Source organism: Sporocytophaga myxococcoides (assembly GCF_000775915.1).
Classification (GTDB): domain Bacteria; phylum Bacteroidota; class Bacteroidia; order Cytophagales; family Cytophagaceae; genus Sporocytophaga; species Sporocytophaga myxococcoides_A.
In genome coordinates this window covers 216,917-233,984 of the sequence record NZ_BBLT01000005.1, presented here as the reverse complement: position 1 = coordinate 233,984, position 17,068 = coordinate 216,917, and the positions used below count along the sequence as shown (strand labels likewise).

Sequence of the window (17,068 nt, the reverse complement as noted above, 5' to 3'; positions counted from 1 at the left end):
ATTCTGTCCGGGTATAAAAAGAGACGCCAAGCATGGCGTCTCTACACTTTCATTAATCTGTACAGATGAATTAATTTATCAATCTCCTTTTGAATGGTCGATACAATCTGATCAGCAGCTATATCCTGATCATTGGGAACATAGGTCCTGCCTATGATAAAATGATACTGTATATGATCCGCATTGGTATAATTCCATAATGCTTGTTCATCCGCAAATGAGTCTACCGGCTTCTTCTCTCCTGCTACTTCAATCCAGTAATCTTTACTCAACCCCTTTAACAGATCATAGAATTTTTTCCTATACTCTTCACTATTCATTTCCTTCCTGAAATACTCACGATCTTGAGTCTCACTATTGGGTTTTCCTAACGATAAGTAAATCCCGAATTCCTGCGACTTCAGCATTAACTGAATGTTTAAGAGGTCAGTAAGCGTGGCTTTATATTCTTCAAGCTCTTTTTTACTTCTTCCATAAACAAGCCACATAGTCTTTACTTTATTTTCATAATGAAACACAGGATTAAGGCTGCTTACGATTTGTTCAGCATCATCATTTTCATAAAGCTTAAGTTTATGCAGATAAGGTCTTAACTGTTCATGCAGCTCCAGCAATTTATTCTTCAGCATGACTCTTTCATGGTGTACCAACTGCGTATTTAAAGCAGCTTTACTGTTATCAAGTGTTGCATAATCTTCTGCTTTAAAGAATTGTTTGGAAAAATTAATACCAGTAAGGCTAAAGCGGCCGGTTATGACATCTGTCAATTGTTTTATGTCTTCCTTCGTGGCATTATCCCTTGCCACTATTGAAGGATACAGCATTTCATATTCCTTAATAATTTTCTCAGAAAGATCTTGTCCAAAGTCAAAATAAGATCTGAACCAGGCTTTTAAGTCTTCAACATTTCTTTCTACATCTACTTTATAAGAAAGCTCTTCATGATCTTTAAGCCCTCCTATAGTAAGGCTTCCGGAGCCAACAAAAGCTATCCTTTTCCTGAAAGGCAAATCAAAAATATATAGATTGGAATGAAAATAATTTCTGCTAAAAATTCTAAGGGTAACACGACCAGGATATTGTTTCAGGATTTTCCAAAGCACATTAGGATGAGTGGGCAGATCAAGTCCTGTAACAATATCTACATTGCAGCGAGGGGCTAAATTGCTCATCAGAAGATCAAAAGCTGGCTCTGAGATAGCAGCAGAAGCTATATAGCAATGCTCGGCTTCTTTTAAAATCTTATTGTTTACTAGCGGAGCAAGTAATTTCTTTATGATCATGTAATTTTTTTTTAAACGCAGAAGTCCCTAAGTCAGAAGAATGAAAATTATTTAAACTCATCTATCTCTTACAAATGTAAATATAATTAAAAGCTGCAGGGATTCAATGTAACTCCATTTCCTATAACTATCTCAGCTATACTTTCCTTATCCTATTATGACCTCCGTTTAAAATTATAAATTGGTTTAAAACATTAAACCTCCTTTAACTTAACTGAAAATCAGACAATTTCACCTCATCTAAACACACCAAATGAGTTCAAGGAACAATGGTTTCTCAGCCTCTGTTTTCATAAAAGAAAAACTTATGAAATGATGGAAAGCGTTGGAACATTTATAAATGATATCAAAACTAAAATCAATAGTGAAGATTTCAGAGAGGGAAAAATAGCCAAGTTTATTGAAACGCAAACGGCTAAGTTACCTTCAGATGTGTATTTATGGGCAGCTATAGGCTCTATGGCAGCATCGTTAACACTAAAACTAAACAGAAGGGAAAAAGATGCTTTGTTTGTGGGGCAATGGGCTGCACCGTTCTTGCTCTTCGGAGTATATAATAAACTCGTAAAGACTCACGGGCATGAGTAATTTCACAGATAGAACAATCTTAACTAATATAAGATTACCTAATTGAATTAAAATAGTAGCCGTTTTATATGGCTACTATTCTTCTTTTTAAAACTTTATAATTAAAATTTTAAATTCCCCCCATCCAAAAGTTCAAATCTGAACTTGAAATAAACAGGCTTTAACTTTTATCCATTCTCTAGGTTATGTTGTCCAATTTAATCACTTCACCTTGACGATTAATATGACTTTCCCAACAAAGCTAAAAACCCGGGCCCTAACCGCATTTCTTCTAGTTATTATTTTTTTTACCATGTGTTGTTCCCATAAAATATCTAATGCTGAAAAAAAGAAACTTCAGGGAAAAACATTTGTCATAACGGGTACCAGCAGTGGTTTTGGACAAGGAGTAGCTCTTAAACTCGGAGAATATAAGGCAAATGTAGTGCTTGCTGCTCGAAGAGCAGATCTGCTTGAAGAGATTGCAGCTAAAATAAAACTTGCAGGAGGCTCTGTCCTTGTTGTAACCACTGATGTAAGCAAATATGAAGATATACAAAGATTGGCTGATACTACATTAAAAAGATATGGATATATAGATGCATGGATAAACAATGCAGGAGTTGGGGCAATAGGAACTTTCTGGGATATCCCCATAAAGGATCAAATGAGAGTCATCGATGTAAATCTGAAAGGAGTAATCTACGGAAGTTATGAAGCTCTTCAGAGTTCAGAGACATGGTATCCTTATCAATACAGGATCAATAGACAGTGAAGTACCACTAGCCTACCAGGGGTCTTATTCAGCTTCAAAGGCCGGCGTAAGAAGTTTGGGAGAGGTTATTAATCAGGAATTGCGCCTTGCAGGATATAAGAATATAAAAGTCACCACTATTGAACCATGGGCTGCAGATACTCCATGGTGGGGACATGCCGCAAATTATAGCGGAGGTACACCACGTATGAAAGCTATGGACAATCCTAATCTGGTTGTAGATGTTATGATCTGGTCTTATTTTCATCCAAGAAAAGAGATTCCTCTAGGCCCTAAGGCAAAGACTTCTTACTTCTTTCATCACTTAGCTCCTCATTTTACAGAAAAGTTATCTGCAAATTATTCTCATAAATATCAAATTCGTTTTGCACCTCCTGCTAAAGATACCACAGGAACTCTTTATACTCCCATGGAATCAGGAAGAGGTATAGATGATGGAGTGCGTCAACGGATTAAAAAAGAAAAAGAAGAGAGAAAGAGGAAAAACAATTAACCATTGATGAAATTCATAATGCTTTAATCTGAATTTACAAGACTTGAACTAGTAAGGAATTGGACCTTATTTAAAGCGTGCACAACCTCAAAAAACGAATAATTAAAAGAAAAGATAAGAGACTTTTTTTAAAAAACCTTTAGTACAATCTGATGTTAACCATTGATACCCTCTACAAATTATGAAAAATGAACAAATGCATCAGAGCAAGGATAACAAGTCCATCCCTGTAACATCCGTATCAAGCGGAAAAGGCCGGGCTGTCAGTGAAGATATTTATTACTATACGGATCAAATTGTGAATTTTATTCTGTACGGGTCATCGAAAGAAAAGGACAGGGTGCTGATTGATACAGGAATGCCTAATTCATCTTCAGTTGTCTTATCAGCAGTCAAAGAAAGGTTTGGTGAAAACCGTAAACCATCTGCAATTCTTTTAACTCATGGACATTTCGATCATGTCGGAGGTGTGGTAGAACTCATCAAGGAATGGAATGTTCCGGTTTATGCCCATCCCCTTGAATTTCCATATCTGACAGGAGAGAAAAGTTATCCTGCTCCTGATCCGACTGTAGATGGTGGTTTACTGGCTAAGGTTTCGTTTATGTATCCAATTGAACCAATCAATATTAAAGGTGTACTCAAGCCGCTGCCTACCGACCATTCAGTGCCAGGAATGGCAGGATGGCAATGGATACATACTCCAGGTCATTCCCCCGGACATGTTTCCTTCTATCGTCAGAAAGACAAATTTCTGATTGCCGGAGATGCTTTTGTTACTGTAAGACAGGATTCTCTATATAAAGTGATTACACAAAAGGCGGAAGTAAATGGCCCCCCGAGATATTTAACAATAGACTGGAAAGCTGCATGGGACTCTGTCAAAAAACTTGAAGCCCTTCATCCTCAAGTTGTAATAACAGGACATGGCACTACAATGGAAGGCAATGAATTGACCAATGGCCTGGAAAAACTGGTACAAGAGTTTGATAGTATTGCCATCCCGGAACATGGAAAATATATTTAAAATATTTTTGTGCTCAGAGCTTTTCTCAAAATTAAGAAGAAAGCTCTGAGTTTCGGAATGTTATATCATTTCAGTCAATAAACTTTCAGTTAATTTTGTACCAAAATATTATACTTATCGATGAATAGGCAAAACTCAATATTGTTAATAACCGTATCTAATAGAACCTTAACTTTTAAAAATTGAATTTTTAACTAAAAATTAAACTTTCAAGTACAGCTTTATATGATACCAAATAATTATCCATTAATAATTTCCCATAATTCTACCCCACTCTGGTGATATAATCAATCATAACTAAGTAAAAGTCAAAACAGTAATTAAGGGTTTTAAACAGTCTAGTTGGATGTATTATTACAATTGGATATTCCATTGCAACTCCAATGAAAACCATTATACAAAATCCTGATTTAAATTTTCAATTATATATGTTAAGAAATCAAACTACGAATAGACAGAAAGAAATCATTCATCTAATTTCAAGAATACAAATAAGATATACTGAATTAGGAAATTATAAATCTCATACAGAAGATAATATAGGAGTACATGTAGTATTGACGAATGGGAAAATTTTTGTTCCCCATGTTGCAGTAGCAGACGCTGATTTTGCATTTCAAAAGCCTGATCTGATTGCTTATATTAAAGATTCCTTTGTACCTTTGAATCCAAGCTATAATACTTCCAAACAACCTTTTTGGAAAAAACTTTTTACTATTATTAAACCTATCAATAAAAGTTCGGGCAAATATGTATTCGAATAATCCTAATATAATAAAAGTTATATCGCCGTTTCAATTCAATTGGAAGTGAAGTCAGAACAATTTAAATCTCTATTTTATATCGATAGATATAAAGTTCATTAATCAAAAGGAACTTTTTATAACAGGTGTAAACACCTAAAAATTTATCTATTTCCTTGATCTCCAGAATATGATCAACCAGCTGATAATAAACAAAAATTCAACCAATGCATCTCCGAGATAAGTTTCAGCAATAACATTTTTAAACACATAAAATAAGTCTACGAATAAAAGGCTGAGAGCAGATCCGAAAGCAATAATCATTAAAGAAACTTCTATTTTCTTCATAATTGCTGAAGTAAGCAATCCAAGGGAAATAGAGGTAATTAATAAACCCACAGTCCTCACCAGCCAGATATCATTTTTAGGGCCGCTTACCACCATAAATGAATAGATATGAACCAAAGGCCAAACACCGGTTATAAAAAAATAACCTCCTTGAATCCACAATAACAACATTAAGTATTTATTATTTCCATCCATTGATGCTTTGTTTTACACACTGAGAATAGAAAACCATAGCTTTTTTATTTATGTTATGAAGTCTGATATAATTAATGATTACTTATTGAGAAGAGAGGGATGAAAATGAATACAGATAAAGAAAGGTTCCTTTATAATGTACGAGATATAATTTCCTTTTCTAATGATCTTGATATTATTAAATGCTAGGGATATGTTCAGAAATTTGTATAAAAAATCAAAGTTGGCAATAAAACTATTTAAAGTATATAGGGAAAATAAATATCTGGTCCGGACAGCTGTGGATGCAACCAATTACATGACCTTATATATGAAAATTGTTTCTGAAATTTCCAGGAAACAAATGAGGGTAATAAGAATACTTGGAAGACTCCTTACCAATAAAACGCATAATGAAAAAGGGGTAATATCATTGGCTCAGATAAAAGCAACAGGCACCTTTATACATTATTCCATAGGCATACTCTTTCTATATTTATACCACATCCTATGGAAGAACAGAATTACAAAGCCAAACCTTACAGGAGGCTTATCCTTAGGGTTAGCAAATGGATTACTAGGCATCGCAGCCTGGTATCTTTATATGAATTTACATCGCAATCCTCCACAAATTGACAGAAAGAGTTATCTTATAAATTTAGTAATTGCACATTTAATTTTCGGAACTGTCGCAGCTTTCGAGTACAACAGGCGATTACACCTTTCTGAAAGAAAGTCAGCTTATAATCCTCAATCTTCCATTCAGTTCTTGTCATAGAGGAGCAATCTGATGTTTATTCTTTCAAACATTTATAACATTGTGGTCTTATACTTGAAAAGTAGCTAAAAACTGAAGCAATGGAATATAAACCATCATCATTACCGGCAGAACATCTGAATGAACAGCCGGGGGCTGAAGCAGAGATGCAGCTTAAACCTGAGTTTATCAGGAGCGACTATAAAGGCAGTGAAAAGCTTAAAGGTAAAATTGCTTTGATCACTGGTGGCGATAGCGGTATTGGAAGATCCGTGGCAATACATTTTGCTAAAGAAGGAGCAAACATTTCAATTGTATATCTCAATGAACATAAAGATGCAGAGCAAACCAAAAAAATGGTTGAACAGGAAGGAGGCAAATGCATTCTTATTTCAGGCGACATTGGTGATCAGAACTTTTGCAATAAAGCAATTGAGGAAACCCGTAAGCAATTGGGAGGCTTGAATATCCTTATCAATAATGCAGGTGAACAGCATGTCAAAGGATCGATCGAGGAAATAACAGCAGAGCAACTTGAAAGAACCTTCCGCACCAATATCTTCTCTATGTTCTATCTGACGCAGGCAGCATTGAAGCAGATGAAAGAAGGGGACTGTATCATCAATACAAGTTCAGTTACTGCTTATAGAGGAAAAGAGTCATTGATAGATTATTCGTCCACCAAGGGATCTATTGTAACATTTACAAGATCGTTAGCAAGCAGTCTTGCAAAAAGAGGAATAAGAGTAAATGCAGTAGCACCAGGTCCGATATGGACGCCATTGATTCCAGCTACTTTCCCTCCGGAAAAAGTAAGTAGCTTCGGAAAGCAAGTACCATTGGGCAGACCAGGACAACCTTCTGAAGTAGGTCCTTCTTATGTATTTCTTGCATCCAAAGATGCCTCTTACATCACAGGACAGGTTATTCATCCAAATGGTGGGGAACCTGTAGAAAGCTGATAAAAAAGCGGAATACCTAATCCTTAAGGGTTTGGGTATTCCGCTTTTTGATAAACATACCTTTATAGACTAACGATCACCCCCTCTTTTAATCTCTTCTACAGCTATTATAAGGCCTCTCTGTTGAACGACCAAAATGAAACTGATTGATAATAAAATTCAGATAAAGCATCAAAACGCCAGGAAAAATTCTTATCTCACATAAACTATCTTTTCCTGATATGCTTCAAAAAAGCCTAAGCCGCCGTTGATGTTTGAATAATAATTATAATAGAAAGGCTCAGTAAACAGAGGCTCCTCATAAAAGTCCAGACTGTCTTTTGAAAATATAGGATCTTTAATAAGTGGTCTATCCGAAAATCTTTTACCCAGGTTATAATCTTTCAAATTCTTAGTAAAAGAAAAAAAATTGAAAAACTCATATCTTCTGTAAGAAATATACTCCCCTCCATCCCTATATAAATCTTTTTTATAATAGAAAGGAATATCATAAGTCATTTCGTCAAGCATATCTTTCATACTTTCAGTACCACTTCCTCTATTATCCCTAATAGTATCTTTAGAAGAATTTAATAATTTACTATAATACATATAGCCAACACCAAATCTCTGCTCATAATCCGGATTTAATGAATTATTAATAACGCGATAACCATTGAGCCACATATTATCCACATACATAGAATCGATTTTAGATATTGATACATCAATTTCATCAGGAACAGTAGTTACGGCATCAACATGCCTGCCATCAGGAAGGTTGATATTAAGAAATAATTTCTGTCCGGGAATAAAATCAAAGGGTAACAAATCTAAAGAAGTATAAAATGCATTTTCTTCAGAATAATTATGGGTGTTATAAGACAACAAAACAGTATCATTTCCATCGGAAATTGTCACAATAGCGTCCTTAATATATTGCTCACTAAAAGGATATTTGTTCTTTTTAAAAAAAGGCAATGTCTGACCTACATATATTTTCGCATCAATCCGGCCTACATAACCCTTGACTACAATTTTCATGTCTTTTAGTGAAATAGGAACTTTTACTTCATCAGCTTCTTCTATACACGACACAAGTGTAGGTATAGTTAAAAGAATTAAACATGACATTAAAAAAGAACGCACCATCAGAAAATCAATCTATATGAAACAGAAGGAATAATAGGAAACAAAACGATTTTATTCAATTTGTAATGAGAATATTTTATAATACCTGCATCAGTTGATCCATCTTTGGCAAGAAAATAATAGTATGGGTTTTCCCGGTTATATGCATTGTAAATACTAATATCCCATACTCTTGAAATATTCCTTTTAAGTGATTTGTGAAATTGTGCACCAAGGTCAAGTCTGTGGTATGCCGGCATTCTATAGCTGTTTTTAGGAGCATAAATCGTATAATAATATTCTGTCCATGCACCATTTGTTGGGTAAGGATTTATTGTACGAGTAATACTGGTAGGAATTGTATATGCATTACCCGATGAATAAACCCAGGTTATGGATATTGAAAACTTATCTTTAGGCTTATAAATAACTACTACAGAAGCATCATGCCGATGATCATATTTGGCAGGATATTTTCTCCCAAGATTAAGTTCCTTGAATTGCATCCAGTTCCATGACAATGTGTAAGCCAGCCAACCAGAAAACTTGCCTGCCCTTTTATGAAGCATAAACTCACTTCCATAGGTCCAACCTTTCCCTTGTGTGACCTGCTCTTCCCATGTATAATACCTACTTGAATTAAAATTTTTAACAAGAAAACTAGCGCCTTCCTTATAATCAACCAGATTAAAGCTCTTTTTATAATAACCTTCTATTGTTAAAGTTAAACTATGCTTAAAATCCTTTGCAATGCCCAGGGCTACCTGTTTAGAATTCTGAAGAGTGATATTGTTTGTTGCCGGTACCCATAAATCCAGTGGCGGTCCTAATATATTTTGCGAAAGCATCAGAGCATACTGGTTCATTTCTGCATAAGATGTTTTGATCGCAAATTTCTTACTCAAATGAAAGGCCATAGATACTCTTGGTTCGGGCTTGATATATACTTTATTTCTGACACTATATCTGGTAAGCCTCCCTCCCAGATTATATGAAAAGAATGATGAAAGCCTGCCTGTCTCTTCAACATATATAGACATCTCTTGCGATTTGACTGGAATGTCCGATTTGTCAGTGATCATTCCTCTTGATTCTTTAATGAATGCTCCTGGAGCAAAATGATGAAAGATCATCTGAATCCCGGCATTTATGGAATGCTTTTCAGATGGTTTATAGGCGAACTCATACTTAAGCGTTATATCCTTAATAGAGCTATTATAGTGATAGTCATAACCTGTACTATCCTCGAACAAATATTGTTTTGTCTTTATATAAAATTTACTGGCACCCATTGACAACCTTGATGATAGCTTGTCAGATATAATATTATCCCAGACAAGATTACCAAGTATATTATTCCAATTCAGGCGAGTATTATTACTAAAATTATAATTCTTAAAATTGCTTTTAAAATTATCTTTACCATTATAAAAGCTGAAGCTGATTTTATTTCTGCGATTAATATCCCAATTCACTTTGGCATTAATATCATAGAAATAATACGAAACCTTAGAAGTGTCAGGAAGGAAAGGACTTATTAATAAATCCATATAACTTCTTCTTGCCCCTATAATAAAGGAACACTTATCTTTCTTTATAGGACCTTCAAGCATTAATTTGGATGAAAGAATTCCTACACCAACCTCACCATGATATTCCTTTTTATTCCCCTCCTTCATTGTCATATCCAGCACTGATGATAGCTTACCTCCATACTTTGCAGGAAATGCACCTTTGGTGAATTCTATATCTTGCAATACATCTGAATTAAACAGAGAAAAGAATCCATATAAATGCGAAGCACTATAAAAAGGCATGCCATCCAGCATAATAAGGTTCTGATCAGGACCTCCACCGCGTACATACATGGCAGTATTCCCTTCTCTACCCTTTTGTACTCCAGGCATTAGTTGCAAAACTTTGATCACATCTCTTTCTCCAAGCAATGAAGGAACACTATTAACCTGTTTCATCGACAGGGTAATTTTACTCATTTGTACATTACTGCTCAAATAAGCTGTATCTTCCCCAAGAATGGTAATCTCTTTCAAAAAATGTTGGTCTGAAATAAGCCTGACATCAATCACCTGTGAATTCCAAACCTTTTTCTTCTGAGTAGTATATCCCTGCATCAAAAACAAGACTTCAAGAGTGTCTTTGCTTTCAAAACTAAGCGAATAAAATCCTGATGTATCTGTAGCTGTGCTTAAGTTGATAGCAGGTATGCTCACCACCACTCCTACAATAGGTTCATTGCCAGATGATTCTTTAATATGCCCCTTAATTGAAATACTATTGGCATTTACCTGTGCTGACAACTTCTGATAAGAAACAGTTATGAATAATAAAAAAAGAATTGGTCTATAGAAAAAGTACATTTATAAAAATCAAATTGAACAATATTGGATTATCTAATTTTGTATTTTTACTTTCCTATGCAAACAACTGAATTATATAATGAAACTTGAATAATATCTTAGTTAAACATCACTTTCAAATGAATCCAGACACTTGGTTAAAGCATTAACATTAAAATCTGACAATCAAGAAACACTTAAAAAATTGATACCAATATTTGATAAATAAGTTCCAATGAATATGTACCTGATAAAAATGTAAGGCCCCCAAACAGCTACTTTTTAAATTGCATAGAACCTATGATCTTCAATAGTTCAGCATTTTGTTCTTCATCAATATAAGATGAAATGAAACTCAAACAGAATCCGTTTATAATCGTTGCGTAATAATCCTGCTGAATCAATACTCCCGAATAGTCAATTTCTGCATGCATTTTATGAAATGTTTTTCCTCCGAAAACTTCACTCTTAAAGTCCTCATCAGTTAACTTATAATTAAGTTGTGTTTGTTTCATAAACTTCCTTGTATGGAACAAATAATCGGCTCCACTTTTAATTCCAGGAGAAGATGAAATATTTTCAGCCATCAGGATAAAGCTCGGATTAAAATCCACGGGGGCTCCACGTTCATATTTTAAAACAGTTAGAAAATTAGCGGTTGTTATTTCAGCAGCTTTCACTAAGGCTTTTAGTTTTTCATCATCTCCAGTGACTAAATTTTCTCCACTCTTCATGATTTGCTTTACTTCTTCCTTTGATTGAACATGCCAGCTGGAAGGAATGTCCATTTTCAAATTAAAATAAGAATTTGTATAAATACTATCATCCTTAAGGGTACCATAATCAAAATTCTTTGATTTCTGGGCAAAGGAAAAAGTAAAACTGATAATAGATAAAAATACAACTCCTAAAAATCTAGCTTTCATTGATTTATGATTTAAATCTTAAACATATTCAAATATAATTTTTATACAAATTACCTAAATTATTTTGTATTGACAAATCATATTGTACACAACTTACAACCAGAGTAAATCTTTCTCCTATTCTCAAATGCAATTACGTTCTATCTATTAAACATAGTTTTTTAAAAATTATCCGTTCACTAATATCTGTTTCCTCTAAATCCTTTATAATCTATAATTTCACCACTTCAATTCTATAATCTGACATTCCTCACTATTGAAATAAAGGCGTTTAGATGAGTAAACCTACATCCTCAACTATCGCCCCTCTCTTCCCTATTGCAATAAAAACTCTGTAACTTCTCCTGTATAAGTAATTGTGAGCTGATGCATCGTACGTGTGCATGCTATATACAACATACTTTTATCTACATCCGTTTTATAATTATCTTCTGTAGCATAAGGTACAATCACCTCATCAAATTCAAGCCCTTTAGCCAAATGAGCAGAACTAATACTGACACCTTCTTTAAATGAAGTAGATTCATCAGTAAGTAAATAAACTCCTTCTGCTTTTAGGTCCTGATAAGCCTTTTCTGCCTGTTTCTGGGTCTTGAAAATAATGCCAAGAGATTGATTTCCTGAACTTCTGAAATGAGTAATCATTTCTTTGATGGCATGTAACTCCTCCTCTTTGCTGCTAAAGCGTGACACTATCGGTTCCTGGCCATGCCTTTCCATCGGTATGATATCAGGATTAGGTACTATGCGCTGAGCAAAAGCAGTAATCTCCCAGGTAGACCTGTAACTTCTGTTCAGCTTTACAATATCTGCAGATGGGAATACTCTTTCAATAGTTTCTGCTGAGGAAGCACTGTATGGATTTACTGTCTGACTGATATCTCCCAGTATAGTCATTTTGCAGGGAAACAGTCTGGACAACACTGCATACTGGACCGGAGTATAATCCTGCATCTCATCAATCAGCAAGTGCTTTACTCTATCAAATGTACTTATCCCCTCAAGACGTAAACGGAAATAGATCAAAGGAAAAACATCCGCATACTCTAACCCCGTTTGCTGATCTGTTTTGAACAGGTCTGGTCTGTCGATCCATTGATAAAAGTCTTTGTAGAGATCAAACACATTGTTAAACCTGAACATGCGGGGTATAGATTCCCAGATCCTTGCCTTATCTCTTCCTGTAAGCTTCTGCCCTTTGGCCTCTCTGACAAATGTCTGTATGTCTTTTACTACTAAATCAAACCTTTTTAACATAGGCATCCGATGATAGTTCTTAAACTTCTGAAGGATGAAATGAGCCGGAACTACCGTTTGACCTATCTTAAGATCTGTAGATTTGAAATAGTTATTCTCTACATGGAGAAGGTACTGATTCAGCTTGCTAAGAAATTCAAACGATGACTTAAATTTGATCCTTTCAATAAAATAAGGATCATGAGCATCCAATAAACTGGACACCTGCTCGAAGAAGCTTTGAAACTTGTATTTCTTTTCAAGTAAGTCTGAAGCCAGCTCTTCCATGACCATCTCCGGAATGTGCTCTTCCCCAAGCTCTGGCAGGACGTTAGAGATGTAATCGGCAAAAACTTTATTAGGAGAAATGATCAGGATATCTTTTGCTGCGATGCTATCTCTGAAGCGATACAAAAGGAAAGCAATTCTATGCAAGGCAATAGAGGTCTTACCCGATCCGGCTACTCCCTGGATAACCATTATGCGCGAAGTGTCATTCCTGATGACTGCATTCTGATCACGTTGAATAGTTGCCACAATGTTCTTCATCTTGTCATCAGAAGATCTTGCTAACTCTTTCTGAAGAACATCATCATGAATATTGATCTCGTTTTCGATCATAAACTCCATACGTCCGTCTCTGATCTTGTATTGCCGTTTTAATACAATCTCCCCCTGAACTGTTCCTGAAGGTGTGGTGTAAAATGCATCCCCCAGCTCAAAATCATAGAACATGGAGGATATCGGTGCACGCCAGTCATAGATCAGGTTCACACGCTTTTCCATGTCTGCAAAAGAATAGATGCCAATATATACAGGCACTCTTATATGATCATTCCCAATAAAATCTATTCGTCCAAAGTAAGGAGACTGACTCAGCTTGATCAGCTTACGTTTTCTTTCAACTGCTGCTCCTCCTGTAAAAGCCATACGGTTAATAGATTGATCGGCAGCAACCATTTCAGCTTCATCCATGCCCGACTTTTGCTCATGGATGTATTGCTTTTTCTGCCTCATCTCCTCTGAATATTGCTTTACAGTGTCATCTATATGCCTAACTGCCAGCGTAAGTTTTTCCTTAATCTCTTCAAGGTATTCTCTTTCTTCTTGCTCTGTCGCATTGATCATAGGGATAGTTTAGGAAAGTGGACCGCAAAGATACCAGAAACTTTAACTTTTTGTTCATACCAAACCCAAGAAACGTCTGAACGTTCAAAAGCTTTATCATATTGACGAGCGAAATATCTGAGTTTTTAAAAAGAATAAACTATACCTTTCTGGCAGACTCCTGATTATAGTTGTAGATTTTATTTATAACTATCAGATCCTTCGAGGGGCCCAGGATGGTAAGATTATACTCATAACACTGTGCTTGGCCTTTACCATATCGAGCTTGCGAAATATATGACTTTTCTAAAAAAATGTGGCTTAAACTATTTGGCAAAATATAAGGCAAATATATTAAGGATTAATATTCTAAACTTGAAACATTCTACTTTAAACTTTCAACTTTAAACTTTAAGCTTTCCTCTTTACTATCCAACTGAAAACCAAACACCTATGTTCTACAAATTTTCACCCATTCTCTTCATCTTTCTATGCTCCAAAATTCATATTTTTGCATATTAAAATTTACATACAACATGAAAACTTTTATTTTACTTTCATCTTTTTTGGTTTTATTTTGTACCCATTCAATAGCCGGTGATACTGACAGATCCAATGCCCTTTGAGAAAAAAGCAAGATCATTTATTGGAGAATGATAGACAGGTCTGGCCAATGGGTGATTAAACCTTTATACGCAGGGATCAGAGATATGGAGTTGGTGAGGTAAAAAGTTTTGAATTTGCATTTTAAAGAAACATAGAAAAGCTCCCGAAAATCGGGGGCTTTTTTCTTTTCCGTGGCATGTCAATTTAAAAACATAGTGCAATTACTAAATCCTGTTACTTCTAAAAATCCTGTATTTCCTGATTCAGACAATCTCACAATCCTGAAGGGATTGAATATTTATAGATGGTTGGAACATTGCCTTGGTACGCCCCCTACAGGGTCATATGTTATTGGTCTAATCTTATCTATATACATTTGACCTCTTCGAGGTCAGGACTTTTCTCCAAACTTTCATAGCTTTGTAATATTGCTAGAAATCTTGCCTGTCCTACCATAGCCAATTTAAAGAATCTATATTTGGTTAAGTTAACGGTTATGGCTATAACTTGGGGGACAGACACAAAGAGGATTCTTAATTCATAAATTATTTAATCCTTTACCTTCAATATTCAGCATTTGCCGATTTCTTTTCACTTACTATTTTTTCTGCCATCAAAAGGGCCTGATAGGCATTCACAATTCCTCCTGTAGATGAAAGATTAGAAAACGGAACTTTAGCAGCATCTGGCTTTCCGCCCGGAATCAGGACTTTCTTTTTATTTAAATTTGTACATGTGTTCAATAAGATATTTCTCAATTCAACAGCGGTGAGTTCCGGATAGTAAGACCATACTAAGGCTGCAACTCCTGATACTACCGGACCAGCAAAACTGGTTCCACTAACCATAGCATACAAGTTTCCTTCTGTCAGAGAAACAATCTCCTCTCCTGGAGCAAATAAGGCAACATTCTTTTTTCCATAATTGGAGAAACTGGCACATAGCTTCTTATTGGCCTTTATACTGTTCGCTCCGACCTCCAGCCAATTACCGACGGAATTCCCATCATTGCAAACCCTGCTTGGATAATGAATGATTTCATCAATATCATAAGCGCTATTACCTGCTGCATGCACCAGAAGGACATTACGCTCTTCCGCATATCGGATAGCATCGTCCACAAACTTTTTTTGCGGTGAAAACTCTTTACCGAAACTCATATTGATCACATTTGCGCCATTGTTTACTGCATAGCGAATAGCCAGGGCAATGTCCTTATCATATTCATCTCCATTGGGCACAGCCCTTAAGACCATAAATCTGACATCTTCAGCAATTCCATCAATACCCGTTCCATTGCCACGTATTGCCCCAATCACTCCTGATACCGGGGTGCCATGGTCCGCTCTTGGGCCTTTCACATCGTTATTACCATAAATACTATCATTTATGTTTTCAATATCATCACCAATGATCTCTCTCGGATTATAACTTAAATTCAGATTTTCTTTCAGTTGTGTTTCAGTCCTCTTTTTCATGCTCTCCAACTCTTCACGGCTAAACCCTTGTTTATACCTATCAAGCAACCAGTCGCGCGCATATAAAACGCTCCGGTTGGCATTGGTAATTTCCTTTAAATCATCTACAGTATATGTGCTGGTTCCAAGATGTTTAAGAACAACTTTTTCAACATCCGTAAGTATCTTTTCAAACTTCTTAAGGGTTTCATTCAACTTAGTTTGTTCTTCTACTTCAGCTTCATGCTTCGCTTTGACTTTAAGATATAAACTATAGTCATTCACCTGATCAGCTGGAACATCAGCTTCTGATTGTATATTTTTAAAAACAGGATCATATTTTCTGAGCATTCTTACAAATTCATACGTTTCTGTCTCAATGTTTTTGCCTTTATCATTTCCGAGAAATCCCCAGCCATGTATATCATCCACATATCCGTTTCCATCATCGTCTATACCATTACCTGGTATTTCCTTTTCATTGACCCATATCCTGCCCTTCAGATCTTCATGATCTATATCCACTCCGCTGTCTATAATAGCAACGATAACCGTCTTACGGGTCTTTTTATCTTTCAGTAAAAGGTTATATGCTTTATTGACACTTGCCCCTGCTATTTTATCTTCTTTAAGATCTGCATTGTACCAATTGATATTTTTCTTAGGAAATGCATTTACAGAGGATTGCGACTGTGCAAGAACTGAAAAAGAAAAAAATACATTTAATAGTAAAAGATTTACTAAAACCCTGTTTTTCATAGAGAATCTTGTAATGAATAAATTATTGAAAAAAAACTTTTAAGTATTATAGCAATTAAATTTCAAATTCATGAATACATTTAACGAAAAATCCTTTTTTGCATTATCAACCACTGATTTAAAAGTAATTGAATTGATTGACATGATTACTTTACCACTGATTTAAAAATTAGCGGTATTTTCCTTTTTATGTATAATACACTAAATGTCTGAACCACTGATTATAAAAGTGATTATTTTGATTTATATGATTTCTTTACCACTAATTAACAATGATTGTTTTGATTGAAATAATTATTTGACCTCTGATTTAAAAAGAATTGTTTTGATATATATGATTGCCTGAACAAAATAATCATCATTCTAATCATTATTTAATCC

12 protein-coding genes and 1 pseudogene are annotated in these 17,068 nt (G+C 35.2%); 6 read left to right on the top strand and 7 right to left on the bottom strand.

What is annotated here, in order from left to right; all coding sequences use genetic code 11:
- Positions 1-41: 41 nt before the first annotated feature.
- On the bottom strand, positions 42-1,283 hold the full coding sequence (locus MYP_RS13605) for a restriction endonuclease PLD domain-containing protein (RefSeq protein ID WP_045464345.1): 1,242 nt from the start codon (positions 1,281-1,283) through the stop codon (positions 42-44).
- Positions 1,284-1,595: 312 nt separating this feature from the next.
- On the opposite strand from MYP_RS13605, the gene MYP_RS13600 reads away from it, so the two are divergent.
- The 4 genes and pseudogenes from MYP_RS13600 (at position 1,596) to MYP_RS13585 (ending at position 4,909) form a co-directional block, all read left to right on the top strand.
- The gene (locus MYP_RS13600; RefSeq protein ID WP_231570047.1) at positions 1,596-1,871 is read left to right on the top strand and encodes a hypothetical protein; all 276 of its coding nucleotides are present in this window, start codon (positions 1,596-1,598) and stop codon (positions 1,869-1,871) included.
- A gap of 223 nt (positions 1,872-2,094) precedes the next feature.
- Positions 2,095-3,118 (top strand): annotated as a pseudogene (locus MYP_RS26935) (SDR family NAD(P)-dependent oxidoreductase).
- Between the two features lie 181 nt (positions 3,119-3,299).
- Positions 3,300-4,145 carry an MBL fold metallo-hydrolase gene (locus MYP_RS13590; RefSeq protein WP_231570044.1) on the top strand — a complete coding sequence of 282 codons (846 nt, stop codon included), beginning with the start codon at positions 3,300-3,302 and terminating at the stop codon, positions 4,143-4,145.
- A gap of 428 nt (positions 4,146-4,573) precedes the next feature.
- Positions 4,574-4,909 (top strand): hypothetical protein, encoded by a 336-nt coding sequence (locus MYP_RS13585; RefSeq protein WP_156140588.1) that lies wholly within the window; start codon positions 4,574-4,576, stop codon positions 4,907-4,909.
- A gap of 147 nt (positions 4,910-5,056) precedes the next feature.
- On the opposite strand, the gene MYP_RS13580 is transcribed toward MYP_RS13585, so the two are convergent.
- Positions 5,057-5,431 carry a hypothetical protein gene (locus MYP_RS13580; RefSeq protein ID WP_045464341.1) on the bottom strand — a complete coding sequence of 125 codons (375 nt, stop codon included), beginning with the start codon at positions 5,429-5,431 and terminating at the stop codon, positions 5,057-5,059.
- 193 nt (positions 5,432-5,624) lie between these two features.
- Between MYP_RS13580 and MYP_RS13575 the strand changes: the two genes are divergently transcribed.
- Together MYP_RS13575 and MYP_RS13570 are read left to right on the top strand one after the other, a co-directional pair.
- Positions 5,625-6,188, top strand: a complete 564-nt coding sequence (locus MYP_RS13575) for a hypothetical protein (protein WP_052430200.1) — start codon at positions 5,625-5,627, stop codon at positions 6,186-6,188.
- 80 nt (positions 6,189-6,268) lie between these two features.
- The gene (locus tag MYP_RS13570) at positions 6,269-7,129 is read left to right on the top strand and encodes an SDR family oxidoreductase (RefSeq protein ID WP_045464339.1); all 861 of its coding nucleotides are present in this window, start codon (positions 6,269-6,271) and stop codon (positions 7,127-7,129) included.
- 192 nt (positions 7,130-7,321) lie between these two features.
- Here MYP_RS13570 and MYP_RS13565 read toward each other — a convergent pair whose 3' ends face one another.
- The 5 genes from MYP_RS13565 to MYP_RS13545 form a co-directional block, all read right to left on the bottom strand.
- Positions 7,322-8,206, bottom strand: a complete 885-nt coding sequence (locus MYP_RS13565; RefSeq protein WP_197060082.1) for a DUF4249 family protein — start codon at positions 8,204-8,206, stop codon at positions 7,322-7,324.
- A gap of 53 nt (positions 8,207-8,259) precedes the next feature.
- On the bottom strand, positions 8,260-10,617 hold the full coding sequence (locus tag MYP_RS13560) for a TonB-dependent receptor (protein ID WP_052430199.1): 2,358 nt from the start codon (positions 10,615-10,617) through the stop codon (positions 8,260-8,262).
- A 254-nt stretch (positions 10,618-10,871) separates the two neighbouring features.
- Entirely contained in the window at positions 10,872-11,522 is a 651-nt protein-coding gene (locus tag MYP_RS13555; protein WP_045464335.1) for a hypothetical protein, read from the bottom strand.
- Positions 11,523-11,837: 315 nt separating this feature from the next.
- Positions 11,838-13,886, bottom strand: coding sequence for a HelD family protein (locus MYP_RS13550; RefSeq protein ID WP_045464333.1), 2,049 nt, complete (start codon positions 13,884-13,886; stop codon positions 11,838-11,840).
- Between the two features lie 1,148 nt (positions 13,887-15,034).
- Positions 15,035-16,687, bottom strand: coding sequence for a S8 family peptidase (locus tag MYP_RS13545; protein ID WP_045464331.1), 1,653 nt, complete (start codon positions 16,685-16,687; stop codon positions 15,035-15,037).
- Positions 16,688-17,068: the final 381 nt, after the last annotated feature.